At 39.6% G+C, this 15,711-nt stretch carries 14 protein-coding genes, 4 tRNA genes and 1 pseudogene; 9 read left to right on the plus strand and 10 right to left on the minus strand.

Annotated elements, in window-relative coordinates; all coding sequences use genetic code 11:
- Positions 1 to 8: 8 nt before the first annotated feature.
- The 7 genes from rsxB to H5079_RS00645 form a co-directional block, all read right to left on the minus strand.
- Positions 9 to 563: an electron transport complex subunit RsxB gene (gene rsxB / locus H5079_RS00615; RefSeq protein ID WP_011327790.1), complete on the minus strand. Its 555-nt coding sequence runs from the start codon at positions 561 to 563 to the stop codon at positions 9 to 11.
- Position 564: 1 nt separating this feature from the next.
- Positions 565 to 1,146, minus strand: a complete 582-nt coding sequence (rsxA, locus tag H5079_RS00620; protein WP_011327791.1) for an electron transport complex subunit RsxA — start codon at positions 1,144 to 1,146, stop codon at positions 565 to 567.
- Positions 1,147 to 1,409: 263 nt separating this feature from the next.
- Positions 1,410 to 3,353 (minus strand): EAL domain-containing protein, encoded by a 1,944-nt coding sequence (locus tag H5079_RS00625; RefSeq protein ID WP_011327792.1) that lies wholly within the window; start codon positions 3,351 to 3,353, stop codon positions 1,410 to 1,412.
- A 150-nt stretch (positions 3,354 to 3,503) separates the two neighbouring features.
- Positions 3,504 to 3,580, minus strand: a tRNA-Asn gene (locus H5079_RS00630).
- A gap of 25 nt (positions 3,581 to 3,605) precedes the next feature.
- Positions 3,606 to 3,682, minus strand: a tRNA-Asn gene (locus H5079_RS00635).
- Positions 3,683 to 3,704: 22 nt separating this feature from the next.
- A tRNA-Asn gene (locus H5079_RS00640) sits at positions 3,705 to 3,781 on the minus strand.
- 21 nt (positions 3,782 to 3,802) lie between these two features.
- Positions 3,803 to 3,879: transfer RNA gene (locus H5079_RS00645), tRNA-Asn, on the minus strand.
- 1,049 nt (positions 3,880 to 4,928) lie between these two features.
- Here H5079_RS00645 and H5079_RS00650 point away from each other — a divergent pair.
- The 4 genes from H5079_RS00650 to H5079_RS00665 all read left to right on the plus strand — a co-directional run bounded on the left by H5079_RS00650 (position 4,929) and on the right by H5079_RS00665 (position 10,593).
- Positions 4,929 to 6,305 carry an MATE family efflux transporter gene (locus tag H5079_RS00650; RefSeq protein ID WP_182683230.1) on the plus strand — a complete coding sequence of 459 codons (1,377 nt, stop codon included), beginning with the start codon at positions 4,929 to 4,931 and terminating at the stop codon, positions 6,303 to 6,305.
- Positions 6,302 to 8,296 (plus strand): excinuclease ABC subunit UvrB, encoded by a 1,995-nt coding sequence (uvrB, locus tag H5079_RS00655; RefSeq protein WP_011327796.1) that lies wholly within the window; start codon positions 6,302 to 6,304, stop codon positions 8,294 to 8,296. Before H5079_RS00650 ends, uvrB begins: the two co-directional genes overlap by 4 nt.
- Before the next feature lie 2 nt (positions 8,297 to 8,298).
- Positions 8,299 to 9,237 carry a class I SAM-dependent methyltransferase gene (locus H5079_RS00660; RefSeq protein ID WP_011327797.1) on the plus strand — a complete coding sequence of 313 codons (939 nt, stop codon included), beginning with the start codon at positions 8,299 to 8,301 and terminating at the stop codon, positions 9,235 to 9,237.
- A 309-nt stretch (positions 9,238 to 9,546) separates the two neighbouring features.
- On the plus strand, positions 9,547 to 10,593 hold the full coding sequence (locus H5079_RS00665; RefSeq protein ID WP_086998145.1) for a hypothetical protein: 1,047 nt from the start codon (positions 9,547 to 9,549) through the stop codon (positions 10,591 to 10,593).
- Here H5079_RS00665 and H5079_RS00670 read toward each other — a convergent pair.
- On the minus strand, positions 10,588 to 10,830 hold the full coding sequence (locus tag H5079_RS00670; protein ID WP_011327800.1) for a hypothetical protein: 243 nt from the start codon (positions 10,828 to 10,830) through the stop codon (positions 10,588 to 10,590). The two genes, H5079_RS00665 and H5079_RS00670, sit on opposite strands and share 6 nt — an antisense overlap.
- A gap of 185 nt (positions 10,831 to 11,015) precedes the next feature.
- Between H5079_RS00670 and H5079_RS00675 the strand changes: the two genes are divergently transcribed.
- The gene (locus tag H5079_RS00675) at positions 11,016 to 11,465 is read left to right on the plus strand and encodes an isoprenylcysteine carboxylmethyltransferase family protein (RefSeq protein WP_011327801.1); all 450 of its coding nucleotides are present in this window, start codon (positions 11,016 to 11,018) and stop codon (positions 11,463 to 11,465) included.
- A 47-nt stretch (positions 11,466 to 11,512) separates the two neighbouring features.
- Here H5079_RS00675 and queC read toward each other — a convergent pair whose 3' ends face one another.
- A complete protein-coding gene (queC, locus tag H5079_RS00680) occupies positions 11,513 to 12,169 on the minus strand; it encodes a 7-cyano-7-deazaguanine synthase QueC (protein WP_011327802.1) in 657 nt (218 codons plus the stop codon).
- A 146-nt stretch (positions 12,170 to 12,315) separates the two neighbouring features.
- On the opposite strand from queC, the gene queE reads away from it, so the two are divergent.
- The 4 genes from queE (at position 12,316) to H5079_RS00700 (ending at position 15,355) form a co-directional block, all read left to right on the plus strand.
- Positions 12,316 to 12,981, plus strand: coding sequence for a 7-carboxy-7-deazaguanine synthase QueE (gene queE / locus H5079_RS00685; RefSeq protein WP_041454388.1), 666 nt, complete (start codon positions 12,316 to 12,318; stop codon positions 12,979 to 12,981).
- 194 nt (positions 12,982 to 13,175) lie between these two features.
- Positions 13,176 to 13,919, plus strand: coding sequence for a class I SAM-dependent methyltransferase (locus tag H5079_RS00690; protein ID WP_089368006.1), 744 nt, complete (start codon positions 13,176 to 13,178; stop codon positions 13,917 to 13,919).
- 628 nt (positions 13,920 to 14,547) lie between these two features.
- Positions 14,548 to 15,009, plus strand: coding sequence for a flavodoxin family protein (locus H5079_RS00695; RefSeq protein ID WP_089368007.1), 462 nt, complete (start codon positions 14,548 to 14,550; stop codon positions 15,007 to 15,009).
- 103 nt (positions 15,010 to 15,112) lie between these two features.
- Positions 15,113 to 15,355: a DUF2789 domain-containing protein gene (locus H5079_RS00700; RefSeq protein WP_011327807.1), complete on the plus strand. Its 243-nt coding sequence runs from the start codon at positions 15,113 to 15,115 to the stop codon at positions 15,353 to 15,355.
- A gap of 271 nt (positions 15,356 to 15,626) precedes the next feature.
- Here the strand turns inward: H5079_RS00700 and H5079_RS18355 are convergent.
- A pseudogene (locus H5079_RS18355) lies at positions 15,627 to 15,711 on the minus strand (thioredoxin-dependent thiol peroxidase); the annotation flags it as partial.

The raw sequence follows: 15,711 nt of genomic DNA on the forward strand, positions 1-15,711 counted from the left end.
TCAAACCTCTAATCTATTTGTGTAACGGGAATTGCATTTAACTGCCATTTCCAGTTTTGTTTAGTTTCGGCTACAGGGAGCATATCAATGCAATCTACAGGGCAGGGCTCTACGCATAAATCGCAGCCAGTACATTCGTCAATTAATACAGTATGCATTTGTCGAGTTGCACCAACAATGGCGTCAACTGGGCATGCTTGTATACACTTGGTACAACCAATGCATTCGTCTTCGCGAATATATGCCACAGTTTTAATTGGTTCAGCTTGCTCTCCGCCAGCTAAGGGCTTGGGATCAACGCCCATTAATTCGGCGAGCTTTTTCATAGTAGCTTCGCCGCCAGGTGGGCATTTGTTTATTTCGTCGCCATTGGCAATCGCTTCGGCGTATGGCCTACAGCCAGGGTAGCCACATTGGCCGCATTGAGTTTGCGGTAAAATGGTATCAATTTGCTCAACAATAGGGTTACTTTCTACCCGAAAGCGGATAGCGGCAAATCCTAAAATTAGGCCAAAAACTAATGCCAGTGAGCCTAGTGCTATTAATGCATAAAACAAGGTCATATTAAAACTTCACTAATCCGGTAAATCCCATAAATGCCATCGACATTAAGCCTGCGGTAATTAAGGCAATAGAGGCACCTTTAAAGGGGGTAGGAACATCGGCCGCTGCAAGGCGCTCTCGCAGGGCAGCAAACAATACAAGTACTAACGAAAAACCAACTGCGGCACCAAAGCCATAAACCGCCGACTGTAAAAAGGAGTGATCTTCTTTAATGTTAAGTAATGCAACGCCTAGCACAGCACAGTTTGTGGTTATAAGGGGTAAAAAAATACCCAGCAAGCGATATAAAGTAGGGCTTGTTTTACGTACTACCATTTCGGTAAATTGTACTACTACAGCAATCACTAAAATAAAGCTCATGGTACGTAAATAGGTAATATCCAACGGTATTAAAATATATTGGTTAACTAAGTAGCTGGTTACAGAGGCAAGGGTAAGCACAAAAGTGGTAGCCAAAGACATACCTATAGCCGTGTCTAGTTTACTCGACACGCCCATAAACGGACACAAGCCTAAAAATTGTACTAATACAAAGTTATTAACCAGAACAGTGCCAATCAATAACAATACATATTCTGTCATGTGTGCCTCGCGCTATTAAAATCCAATGCATTATCCTTTTTTCTGCCGAGATAAACAACATGTGGAGTAGTTATCAGTCAAATAAATAAGGTAAAATAATTAACGCATAATGAAGATGTAAAATTACTGTAATTTGTTTGTAGAGTTTATTTAACGTTATGGTTTTAGTATGGGTGACAGTACTGAAAATAAAGCAAAAAAGAGCAACAAGTGCTCTTTTTATTAATTAAATAACCTGAACTTGGGTTAACTACGCCCTTATATCAAATGTCTTTAGGTTTTTCTATGTAGTAACCTTGTACACCATCTAAGCACAGGGTTTCTATAATGTGCTTTTCTTCTTGGCTTTCGACCCCTTCAGCAAAAACACTTACACCAATCCTGTGTGCTAAATCGACCATTAAGCGCATAAAATATTGATTGTTTTTATCATCTTCTAGGCCGCGGGTATAACTGGCATCCATTTTAATAAAGTCTGGTTTTAAATCGCGGAAAAACTTAAACGATGTTAAGCCAACACCAAAACGCTCAACTGTTATGCGAGCACCCACGCGATGAATCATGTCAATAAAGCGTTTACTCGCTTTAATGTTTTGTTGTAGCCCAAATTCACTTACTTCAAAAACAAGTTTTGATGCAATATGGGTATCTTTTAATAATCGGCGTTCTAACCAAATTACAAACTGGTCGTTGTGCGCACTTGAAGGCGTAACATTTAAACCAAAAAACTTTTCTGAAAGATTTCGGCTTTTTATTTTCTCAAGTGATGAGTCAATAATTAGCCTGTCGATTTCTATAGCCATATCAAGTTTTTCGGCCATGGCTAAAAATGAGGCTGTAGGTAGCATTTGATTATCTTCGGTTTTAAATCGCACCTGAATCTCAGCATACGCTTTAATATTTTTGCCCAAAGGCATAATATTTTGCATTACTAAATGCACACGTTTTGCTTCAATTACTTCATTTATAACTTTGCGCCAATTTTGATTACCAAATCCAGCACTTACATTATTAATTAAATCGCTTTCGCGCTGTACATGCCAAGCGTTAGCATGTTTTGATTGCGCCATACTCATGGCGTTATCTACTACCGAAAGTAACTCACCAAGTGGTTTTGCTTTTTCGTAACCCACAATACCAGTATTAGCCACTGAGCTGAGCTCTTGGGTTTGTTGATACTGAGTAAAGCGAGATTGTAAGTTTTCACCAAAACGTTCGGCTTCTTTTAGCGGTATATTAGGTAATACAGCTACAAAATCAGAACTATTAAGTCTAAATACTTGGCTGCCAGTGTAGGTGCCACTAATGTGCTTAATAATATCAGCCACACCTTTAATGTATTCATCACCTTTTTGATAACCGCGGGTTTGGTTAATAGATTGCAGTTCACTACACCTAATTAAAGCGAGTGTACCAAAAGTGCTTTTTTCGCTGTTTTCTATATTTTTTTCATAATACTCAACAAACATATTCCGATTGCCTAAATCGGTTACACCATCTTTATAGGCTTGGTGTTTTATTGTGAGTGCTGCGTTTTGCAGATCTTCATTTTTACTTTTCAAAAAGTGCGATAAACGATTAAAGCTAGGAACTAAGCTCTTTCCTTGGCTTTTGAGCCTGCTTGTATCAAGGCTGACTTCTAGGTCATGATCTAACTGGTTTTGATTTATATAAACATCAATAACATCAGCCACGTCCATACTAATTCTTTTATTTACTCTATGAGAAAGGGTCTTCATTAACGCCATAGGAATAAGGACTAAAAAAGTACTAACAAGCACAATAATAAAAAACGCGCTTTGTAATAAGTGTGCAAAACGTTGCACATTAAGTGTAAATTCTACTTTTATATCAGTATTACTACCGCTTACAAACTGGGGACGTACCGAGTTAAAATTTGTTTGTACAAATTCGGCAATAAAAGGCAGTGCAGGGGAATGCGTTACTTTAAATACTTCAGCTCCTTGATTGTCTCTGAGGATGAAGTTTGCAAAAGTATCGTTATTAGTAATAGCGCGTTTAAAATTGTTTGTTGATATATCAGATAAAGTTAAACCATCTATATAATTTTGGACTGTAGCTTGTGCATTTTTTTGCGCTTCGTTAACTGTGTAATTAAAGCTAATAGCTATAAAATAACTACCAACGGCAACACATGCTAACCAAGAGAGTATTTGTATTAATATGAGTTTTTTAAAGCCTGCCATTTTTTCAATCTTTTAATTGTCAGAAAGGGAAGGAATCAAATCCTTGATTTATAAACTAATCATAACACGAAAATTGAGTGAATATACTTTAGTTATTAATCAGAAAGGGTAGTAGATATTGAGAGGAATGTCTATGGAATTATTAGCAATTGGCTCCCCCTCCCCGACTCGAACGGGGGACCTGCGGATTAACAGTCCGTCGCTCTAACCAACTGAGCTAAGGGGGAACTAAAGTAGTGCTATTTTATGATTTGGCTCCCCCTCCCCGACTCGAACGGGGGACCTGCGGATTAACAGTCCGTCGCTCTAACCAACTGAGCTAAGGGGGAACTACTATCATAAACATAAACTTGGCTCCCCCTCCCCGACTCGAACGGGGGACCTGCGGATTAACAGTCCGTCGCTCTAACCAACTGAGCTAAGGGGGAAGCGTTTATGGTTGAAAAACTTGGCTCCCCCTCCCCGACTCGAACGGGGGACCTGCGGATTAACAGTCCGTCGCTCTAACCAACTGAGCTAAGGGGGAAGCGTCTTGCCTTTCAACGGGGCGAAATATTAATGATCCAGCCGCAAAGTGTCAACACATAAAAGATCATAAATACAAAAAAGAACTCTATTCGTTGTTTTTGTGTTCGATCTGCACGTTTTATAGCACAAATGCCAAAATTAAAGCGCGTCATTTTTATGAAAAAGTACTTTTGTTTTTAAAAATTATTAAATTAAAGGGCGTATTTACTTAATTTAAAATATAAAAAACAGCCATTACACCTAAAAATAGCGCTCAATATTACAAAAACATTACCGTAAAGAGCTTACACAGGCAGAGTGGTTTTTAAAATTTAACGCTTAAAATCGATTTAATACTTAAATTCCATAAAAAACGAATACGGCAAAAACTAAAAATATCTTTATTTAATTACTTATTAGTTAATAATTAGCCAATCGCAAAGGTTTGTACAAAAACAACACAATCAATAGCTTAAATAATTTTATTTACACCTTTAGGTTGCTCAATAAGGTGGTGATTGCAGCTAACAGCAAGCTTTACATTAAAGCCCAAGAAAGTTTTCATATTGGTAACGTGGATAAGTTTAATACGGCATTTTATTTGATCCGCTGTAACCCCTTTATAAATGCGGCTTTGAATGAGTTATCCACGGTTTCTGTGGATAACTCTGTTTATTAAACTTTATGAACTTCAGTACCCCCAGTATTTTAGGGGGCTGCAACGATTTCAAGTCTTTAAGAATGTTTTTTTAAATCATTAAAAAACAGTGTGTTACGAATTGATGCTGAAAGCGACTCTAACGATAAGTAAAACTTTTCGTGACGATAAAGTAAAAAAATATGTTGTGTGATAATGCACCATTTATGAAGCGTTAAATGTTATAAAAGTAATTTAAATGATCTATATTTGTTTTTTGGCGCTCTCAAGGTGAATTTATACGCTAAGGCTTGAAAACAAAGCTTTACTCCTTAGTTAGGTATTTAGCCCTCTATACTCAATAAAGCATGGCTTGAATTGCCCAGATGCTTTAAAATGTTTAGCTCAGTAAAAAGAGGCCAACTTATTCTATGCGCGTAATTTCAGAAAAACATACTCGCCCTGATTTACTCAATGATCCTATCTCGCCAACACTAAAAAAAATGACCATTCCAATGATATTTGGCTTGGTGTCGTTGATGATGTTTAACATTGTTGATACGTTTTTTATTAGCTTATTAGGAACAGAGCCATTAGCAGCCGTGAGCTTTACATTTCCGGTTACTTTTATGGTAATAAGCTTAGCCATTGGTTTGGGCATAGGCACTTCTGCGGTTATTGCAAAAGCCTTGGGCAGCCACAAAGTAAATGAAGCGCGTTTTGATGCCAGTATTTCTTTATTGGTGGCTGTGATTTTGGTACTTATATTATCTTTTTTTGGTTATGTGTTTATTGACCCCATATTTACTTTACTAGGGGCTGGTGAAAACGTATTACCGCTAATACATCAGTATATGAATGTATGGTTTTTAGGCAGCGTGTGTTTAATAACACCTATGATTGGCAACTCGGTATTACGTGCCAGCGGCGACACCAAAACGCCTAGCTTTGTGATGGGCGGGGCAGGGCTAATAAATGCCATTTGCGATCCTATACTTATTTTTGGCTTTGGACCTATTCCGGCATTAGGTATTGAAGGCGCAGCTATTTCCAGTGTTATTGCCTGGTCAGTAGCGGTAGTGATTATTTTATATATATTACTAAAAAAACGTTTATTGAGTTTAAAAGCAGGTAAACAAACGGTTATTGGCTCTATTAGTAAAATATTAAAAATTGGTTTGCCTGCGGCAGGGGCAAATATGCTTACGCCAGTTGCAATGGCAGTAATGACCGCATTAGTGGCTCATCATGGACCCGAAGCGGTTGCTGCATTTGGGGTAGGGAGTAAAATAGAATCTATTGCCAGCTTGTTAGTATTGGCGCTTTCGATGACATTACCGCCATTTATAAGCCAAAACTTTGGTGCTAGTAAATTATCCAGAGTGAAAGACGCCTACACCGGCACCTTAAAATTTGTAATGGTTTGGCAGTTTATTATTTATATATTACTAATTGCTAGTGCAGGCGTGTTAAGCCAGTTATTTGGTAAAGAACAAGCCGTTATTGATGTTATAAAACTATTTATTTATACCATTCCATTAAGTTACGGCTTGCAAGGGGTGATCATATTATCAAACTCATCGTTTAATGCTTTACATAAACCGATGAACGCATTGTTTTTAAGTATTATTCGTTTATTTATTTTTTATTTACCCTTTGCGTATATAGGCAACGAACTTGCTGGCTTATTGGGGTTATTTATTGGCGCTGCTGTGGGTAACTTGTTTACCGCTTTGGTGGCCTATAAATGGTTTATGAAAGAGCTTGAAACATTAAGTAACCAATCGTTACAGGAGTGCAGTCATTGAGCGATCATTTTCAACTAAAGTCACACTTTAAGCCTGCGGGAGATCAGCCCACCGCGATTGCGCAGTTATGCGAAGGACTTGAGGCCGGGCTTGCTCATCAAACCTTGCTAGGTGCTACCGGCACAGGTAAAACCTTTACCATGGCTAACATTATTAACGACTTAAACCGTCCAACGATAATAATGGCACATAACAAAACCTTAGCCGCGCAACTTTACGGGGAAATGAAAGAGTTTTTTCCTAAAAACGCAGTTGAATATTTTGTTTCTTATTACGATTATTACCAGCCAGAAGCCTATGTGGTTTCTAGTGATACGTTTATAGAAAAAGACGCATCTATTAACGAACACATTGAGCAAATGCGCTTAAGTGCTACAAAGGCACTGCTTGAGCGCCGCGATACTATAATTGTAGCCTCAGTGTCGGCCATTTATGGTTTGGGCGATCCAAAATCATACATGAAAATGATGCTACTTTTAAAAGTGGGCGAAAAAGTGGATCAGCGCGATATGCTACGCCGCTTAGCCGAAATACAATATACCCGTAATGATGTAGACTTTAGCCGCGGCACGTACCGAGTACGTGGCGAAGTGGTTGATATATTTCCTGCAGAGTCAAGCACATTTGCGATACGTGTAGAAATGTTTGATGACGAAATAGAACGCTTAAGTATTTTTGACCCCCTCACAGGCGCAATTGAAAAACACATAGTGCGCACCACTATTTACCCTAAAACACACTATGTAACCCCGCGTGAAAAAATTCTTGGTGCTATCGAAAAAATACAAGAAGAGCTAAAAGATCGCCGAGCACAGCTATTAAGTGCCAATAAATTGGTAGAAGAGCAGCGCGTAACACAGCGTACGCAGTACGACATTGAAATGATGCGCGAGCTTGGTTATTGCTCAGGCATAGAAAACTACAGCCGTTACTTATCGGGGCGTACACCGGGCGATCCGCCGCCAACTTTACTTGACTATTTACCCGACGATGCATTAATGATTATTGATGAATCGCATGTAACAGTGTCGCAAATTGGCGCTATGTACAAAGGCGACAGAAGCCGCAAAGAAAACCTGGTTGAATATGGTTTTAGAATGCCATCGGCTATGGATAACCGCCCACTGCGCTTTGAAGAATTTGAAGCTATTTCGCCACAAACAATTTATGTGTCGGCAACCCCAGGCGATTTTGAATTAGATCGCTGCGTAGGCGCAATTGCAGAGCAAGTAATTCGACCAACAGGACTGCTTGATCCACTTATTGAAGTGCGCCCAGTGGGGGACCAGGTTGACGACTTGCTTTCAGAAATTTATAAAAGTGTTGAGAAAGGTGAGCGGGTACTGGTTACCACGCTAACCAAACGTATGTCGGAGGATTTAACCGACTACTTAAGTGAGCACAATGTAAAAGTGCGCTACCTTCACTCAGATATAGACACCGTAGAGCGAGTCGAAATTATTCGCGATTTACGCGCTGGAGTATTTGATGTGTTAGTAGGCATTAACTTACTGCGTGAAGGCCTCGATATGCCAGAAGTAGCACTGGTGGCAATTCTTGATGCCGATAAAGAAGGCTTTTTACGCTCAGCGCGCTCTATTATTCAAACCGTAGGCCGCGCCGCACGTCATTTAGAAGGGCGCGCAATTTTATACGGTGACCGAATTACAAAATCGATGGCTAAGGCGATGGACGAAACCGCACGTAGGCGCGAAATTCAGCATGCTTATAATATTGAACACGGTATTGAACCACATTCGTTAGCCAAAAAGATTCTAGATTCGATGGACGTAGGCGAAGAAGCAGGGCCAAAAGATAACCTTAGACTCATTCGTAAAGAGTCTAAAAAAGTCCTTAGTGCTAAAGAAATCACAGTGCAAATTAAGCAACTCGACAGTAAAATGCACGCTTACGCCAGTGATCTAGAATTTGAAAAAGCAGCCTCAGTGCGTGATGAAATACACGAACTCCAACAACAGTTGATAAATTAACTATGACCCCTAATTTTACTCCACTTATTGACGCATTAGCCGATGCCCCTTTATTAAAAAATGAGCTGTGCCGCGTGTTTCATGGCCGCGGCCATAGCGTAGAAGCGCTAAGCCATATTAACTTAGACTTTTACCCACCTAGTTTGTTTTTAGTGTCTTATGATGAAATAGATGAGCCAACGCTGAGCGAACTAACCAGTGTGCTGTGGCAATGGGCGCAGCAACATCACCCTGAGCTTATTACTGCGCTTGTGTATCAGCAGCGCGCGGGTGTACAAAGCCAAAACACTCTGGTTTATGGGCAATTGCCTAGCCAACATGTGGTAAAAGAAAACGGTATTGGCTTTTTAGTTGATTTAACCAGCCGCCAAAATACTGGAATATTTCCTGATATGCGCAGCGGCCGTGAGTTTGTGCAAGCAAACAGTAAACAGGCAAAAGTACTTAACTTATTTTCGTATACCTGTGGGTTTTCGCTGGCGGCAATGCAAGGCGGAGCCGATCATGTAATGAACATGGATATGAGCAAAGGCGTGCTTAGGGTGGGTAAACAAAATCATCAGCTCAATGGCTTTAATAAAGGGGTGAGCTTTTTACCGCATGATATTTTAAAGTCGTTTGGTAAATTAAAAAAAGCAGCGCCGTTTGATCTCATTATTGTTGATCCGCCAAGCTTTCAAAAAGGCAGCTTTATTTTAACGAAAGACTATCAAAAAGTACTGCGCAGATTACCTGAGCTATTAAGCGATACAACCCAGTTATTACTTTGCGCTAATAGCCCAGAGCTTAGTGAAGAGGCTTTTAAAGCCTTAATTACAGAGCACACAGAGGGCGCTATTGAGTTTGTTGAACGGTTAGCTGCTACAGAGCGTTTTATTGAAGTAGATCGTGACAGAAGCTTAAAAGCGCTTGTTTATAAAACATCGCAAACAGTAGCCTAATTTAAATTATGACTCTTAATTAATAACCAGTTTTTAGTTATTAGTTACCAGTAAAAAATGAGCCGTGGCGCAATGTTTATAATACATGCGCCATTTTTATTACTAAGGCGCTATTTACCTAAAGTAGTGTTTATGGGGGGAATAGGTAATTTTACTTTTAAGGCAGGCATTCCTGCACCCGATCATCACAAACGCAGAGCTTAATTAATTAAATATTAGCCACTTAGAATTGCACATAAATGTGATCTAATATTGCCGCTAATAACGTAAATAGCTACAGACAATACATTGCCATGTGCGAACTAATTTATGCCAAATAAAAACAGCCACCGTATACCTCTCGTCAATAATAAAAAATGGCAATACAGTTACGAGCAGCCAATTTCGTTTGCCCCTTTGGTGCAATTAAAGAATAATAATTGGGTTGTTCCACAGCATTTTTTACGCTACCAACACACACTTGAAAGTGTTAATACAGTGCTTGAAAATATCGACTTTTCGGCGCACTTTAGAGTGGTTGCTGCCCAGCAAAATGAACAGCTTTACTTACAAGTGGCAGTGCTTAGCCCAGACAACTATTCAAATAATTCAAACTGCGAGAAAAATAGCGCAGCTAACAAAAATCACACTCGCGCAAAAAAATTATTATTTGGCAGGCGCTGGCTAGTAGAAAAAAACCTACCAACCTCAGAGCTTATTCAAACTGCGTTTTTAGCACTTAAAATAGCACGAGAGCACGAAGTGCGAGAGCTGCTGCAATTAACGCATAAAGGGGCAACAAGTACGCCATTTAATAACCACCACGACTTGTCATTAATGGCGCAAAACCCTGAGTTGGTAAGTAATAGCACTGATCAAGCGAGCGCTCAATCGATAGCTAAACGGCTGATATTTGCCGGTATGAGCATAGTGATTAAAAACCATCAAGTAATAACCAGTAAACAGCACTTATATACGCTTGAGCTTAATTGTAGTGATTGCCAATTAAATGAGTTTAATAATAAAACCATGGCATTTTTAATAACCGATACGTCGGCAAATAGCTTTTTACATGGCTTTATTACAGCGCTTGTAGCCATTAGTAACGAGTATGTAAGCGAGCACTTTAAATATAAAAATTTTGCACGCTTTAGCAAACAGGTAATGGCCGAGCAAATAGGGGAGTTAAGTGTAGCTATACGTTCGCCAGACGCGGTAGGCTTGTGCTCTATGGGCAAGCAGCACGCTAACCAATTAAACTTTGAAATAGACAGCACCCGAGCACCACAGGGCTGTGGTCAGGTTATTGGTGGTTTTTTAGCTGCCCACGGTATTGAGCAGCCAGAAAACGCCCATTTATATGAAAATTATTTATAGTTTATTTATTTCTTGTTTTACGTCAAAGCTTGAATCGGTAACTATGGTTTCAAGGGTTTGCACACGCTCTTTTAATGCTTGAACTTGCGCACTTACTTCAGCAAGGTGCTTATTAGCATCGCTATTATTATTTTGCATACGGTGTTTAAATTCTAAATGTTTTTTGTACATATCGTATATAACTCCAGAGCCAACAGATATAAGTACAATTAATACAATCATGGTAGTGCCCGACATAACCGCTTCCTGTTAATTACTTTGGTTAAAGTATAACCGTAATACATTTACGATAAAGCGCCTAATTGTAACTTTATTTTTCTAAATGTTGATTGCCGGTGTGCTGGTAGTTTATACATTGGCTATATTGTGTAATGATTAAGCAAAGAGTTTGCCCCTTTTATTAACTAATTAAGTGAGCTGCTATGTTAAATAATAAAATTCCTCCACTTGTTGTTGTGCTTTTTTTTGCATTAATAATGGCCTTAATTGCACATTATAGTGTGATTGATTTTAGTGCCTTTATTTTATATTTAACGGTGAGTTTAGTAACTATAGGCTGCGTATTTTGTATTGCCGGATTGGTTAGTTTTCGTTTGGCTAACACCACAGTAAACCCAAGTAAACCAGAGCAAGCGACAAATTTAGTTACCAGTGGCGTTTATAGGTTTTCTCGTAACCCTATGTATGTGGGTTTTGTATTTATACTACTAGGGTGGGGTATTTGGTTAAGCTCGTTATGGGCACTTTTGTGTGTGGCGGGTTTTATTGCCTACTTAACACTGTTTCAAATTATTCCTGAAGAGCGGGCGCTTACTCAGCTCTTTGGTGAGGATTACATCCAATACAAAAACAAAGTAAAACGCTGGCTATAAACAAGCACCCATAAAAAAGGCTATCGATGATAGCCTTAATAAATTGTTTATTCGTATTCTAGCGGGTCGGTTAAGTTATTGACCTCAAATGCTTCTAAGCGCTCTTGGCATGCTCCACATTTACCACAGGCTTTTTCACGGCCGTTATAACAGGTCCATGTTTGGCTGTAATCTAAGCCCATTGCAATACCATCGGTTAAAATATCAATTTTTGTATTGTTTAAATACGGGCTAAAAATTTCTACGGCATCGTAGTTGGCAATGCGGCACACATCATCCATTTTTTGCACAAATTCAGGACGACAATCAGGGTAAATCGCATGATCCCCAGAGTGGGCACCATAATAAACCTGGCTCGCTTTAAGCGACACTGCATAACCTACCGCTAAAGACAGTAAAATCATATTACGGTTTGGCACTATTGTGCTTTTCATGCTGTCTTCTTCGTAATGGCCTTCTGGCACGTCAATATCATCAGTTAAAGATGAGCCGCCAATAATTTGATTAATAGCCGAAATATCAACAATTTTGTGTGGCACATTTAATTGCTTACATACCTGGGCTGCCACCTTAAGTTCTTTTACATGACGCTGACCATAGTCAAACGATAAGGCATAAACATCATGTCCTTGTTGCAGGGCCTTATTTAATACGGTAAATGAATCCATACCGCCGGAATAAATAACTACTACTTTTTGCGTCATATCTGGTTTTGCTCTTTAGTTTTAATAGAGGTTTATATCAGGGCACGATATACTACATGCCCACGGCATAAATAACAATTTTTGCGCTGCGCTATTTAGTCCTTAATGGTAGCAATTTTGCTGCTTGATCGTAAGTGAGTTCTCTTTTGTACAAAATAAATGAAGTGTTTGAAACCATCCAAGGTGAAGCTAGTTATACTGGTACACCATCTATATTTTTGCGTTTGCAAGGTTGCCCAGTAGGGTGCTCTTGGTGCGATACAAAACAAACATGGGATGTTGATAATGTGTACAAAGTGTCGCTTGACGAAACAGTAGAAAAAAAGGCCGATTCAGATCATTGGGCACAAGCCAGCGCAGCAAACATATTAGCGTTATTTCAATCACGTGGTTATACCGCAAAGCATGTGGTGATCACAGGTGGCGAGCCTTGCATGTACGACTTAAACCCAGTGTGTAATTTATTGCACGAAAACGGCTTCAGTACGCAAATAGAAACCAGCGGCACCTTTGAAATACTTGCCCCAGCGCAAACTTGGGTTACTGTATCGCCAAAAATTAATATGCGCGGCGGTTTTGAGGTACTTACAACCGCCATGCAGCGCGCCAACGAAATTAAACACCCCGTTGCCATGCAAAAGCATGTAGAGGAGCTAGAAGAGCTGTTTGTTAAAACGGGTGTTAATCCTAAATTGGTTTATTTACAGCCTATTAGCCAAAAAGAGTCTGCAACTAAACTGGCTATTAAAACCTGTATTGCTAAAAACTGGCGTTTATCAATTCAAGTGCATAAGTATTTAGGGATTAGCTAATAATTAAGCCGGGTTTTAAGTGATTAGCTGTGAGCTAATACCAGCTCGGCGTTAATTTATATTACGTAGGTCAGATAAGCGAAGCGCCATCCGACACCCTTAATTACATCTACCCTAAAGCTTACTTCGCTAATACTAATAACTAGTTTACTATGCGCCACCCAAATTACTTACCCTTTAATAACTAGGCCAATATGTCCGCAAATGCTTTATACACAGATCTCTCTGGTTACTATGACTTAATGTGCGCTGATATAGATTATCAAGCTCAAAGCCATTTTATTAAACGGTTACACCAAATTTTTGGTAATGGCGCAAATACACACCTAGATTTAGCGTGTGGCACAGGCCCGCATGTACGGCATTTTATTAATTTTGGCTATACAAGCAGTGGCCTCGACATTAATCAACCTATGCTAGATCGAGCCGCTATTCGCTGCCCAGAAGCACAATTTACATTGCAAAATATGAGCGAGTTTACCGTAGCGCAGCAGCAAAATTTAATTACCTGTTTTTTGTATTCAATTCACTACTGTGATGGCATTGAAAAATTAAAAGCATGTATCATCAGCGTACATAACGCACTAAAAGCCGGTGGCATGTTGTGTTTTAACGCAGTTGATAAAAATACTATAAATAACGATTCATTTGTAAAACATACAGCAACTAGTGAAAATAGTTTATTTACCTTCAGCTCTGGCTGGCATTACAGTGGCACGGGCGAAAAACAGTCGCTAAAACTGCGTATTGAAAAAACCACAAGCGATGAAACATTCATCTGGAATGATGAACACCCCATGGTGGCGCTTAGCTTCACTGAGCTAAAAGCAGTTTTGCAGCCTTATTTCGAAATCCATATATTTGAGCATAACTATGAGCAAATAACCCCGTGGAATGGTAATTCGGGCAATGCTATTTTTGCTTGCGTAAAAATTTAAGACAAACGACGTAGGTTGGGTAGAGCGTAGCGAAACCCAACGAATACCCACCCCCTAATAAACCCGCATTATATATTTGAAAACGTAGGTCGGATAAGCGAAGCGCCATTCGACACAGCAAAATATCTTGCTAATTATTATCAGCATTTAGCGTTGTCGTACGATTGGAGATCAGTCGTTAATTAATCGTGATGTCTGAAGTCAAGATTTGACCCCTTTGTCTCCCTTTGTCTCCCGAAGTCAAGATTTGACCCCCTTGTCCCGACCCCCTTGTCCCCTAATAAACCCGCATTATATATTTGAAAACGTAGGTCGGATAAGCGAAGCGCCACCCGACACAGCAAAATATCTTGCCAATTATTATCAGCATTTATCGTTGTCGTACGATTGGAGATCAGTCGTTAATTAATCGTGATGTCTGAAGTCAAGATTTGACCCCTTTGTCTTCACAGGCGGCATTTTTTCACATGGCCCTTGCCGAGCAGTGGCAATTTGCGCCGGTATTTTATCTAATGACATAGTATTAACTTATCAATGGCTTTATCTTATAGTATAAAAATTCTACTCTACCGGCAGTAACACAGCTGGCGAAAAACAGTTGCCGCTAAAACACAAAAGCAGGAAAACTATGAAAACACTGTTAATTGTTGCCCATGCGCCCTCTAAAAATACCCAGTTAATGGTTAATGCTGTTTTGACAGGGGCACAGCATCCAGAAATTGAGCAAGTACAAGCCCGCTGGGTATCACCATTAAACGCCACACCTGAAGATGTATTAGCTTGCGATGCGATAATTATGGGCACGACGGAAAACCTCGGTTATATGAGTGGCGCATTGAAAGATTTTTTTGACCGTTGTTATTACCCTTGCCTAGATGTAAAACAGGGTTTGCCTTGTGCATTATTTGTTCGTGCTGGTAACGATGGTACTGGTACTTGCCGAGCAGTTGAATCAATTTGTAGTGGCTTGCGTTGGCACTGGGCTCATCCACCATTAGTGTGTCGTGGCGACTGGCAACCAGCGTTTCTTGAGCAATGCGAAGCGTTAGGTATGACCATAGCAGCTGGGCTTGATGTGGGGATTTATTAACGAACCAAAACACAGGGTAAGCCGCGTGGTCTACCCGGGCTGAGTATACTTACCCGGGCCAATATGCTAAGGTTTAAATTAAAATAATTGTAGGAGAAACAAAATGTTAGCAGAATCAGAATATACGATGAATAACTTGTTTGCGCAATTAGGATTAGACAGTTCGGATGACGCCATTAATGAGTTTATCGAAAAAAATCAATTAGCAGCAGGCGAATCATTAAAAGAATCTAAGATTTGGAATGATAGCCAACGCACGTTTCTCCAAGAGGAATGGGATAAAAACAGCATGTGGACTCAAGTCATCGATGATTTAAATTTACTTTTGTCAAACGTCGCTGAGTAAATAAATTTGCAGTAATTATCAGATAATAGATATGTCGATCTTGGGCGTAGCGAATGTAGAACAAAAACCATAGAAAGCCGTAGGGGTCAGAAAGCCGTAGGGGTCAAATCTTGACTTCAGACATTATCATCATTGAGCGTTTGATAGTCGCTGTGAGTTTACCTTTCGATGAAAAGTATAATTTAATCAACACCCACAAAAAAGCGTTGCCCTTGAGCAACGCTTTTTTATGTCTAATTTCTAACAGCGAGTAACTTACTCTGCCGCTAACTTATTCTGCTGCGAGATAATCCAACACTACCTGATGGTGATCTTTGGTTTTAAACTTATCGAACAGGTGTTTAATTTTGCCGTCT

The sequence above is a fragment of the Pseudoalteromonas sp. SG44-5 genome (assembly GCF_014164175.1).
GTDB lineage: Bacteria > Pseudomonadota > Gammaproteobacteria > Enterobacterales > Alteromonadaceae > Pseudoalteromonas > Pseudoalteromonas nigrifaciens.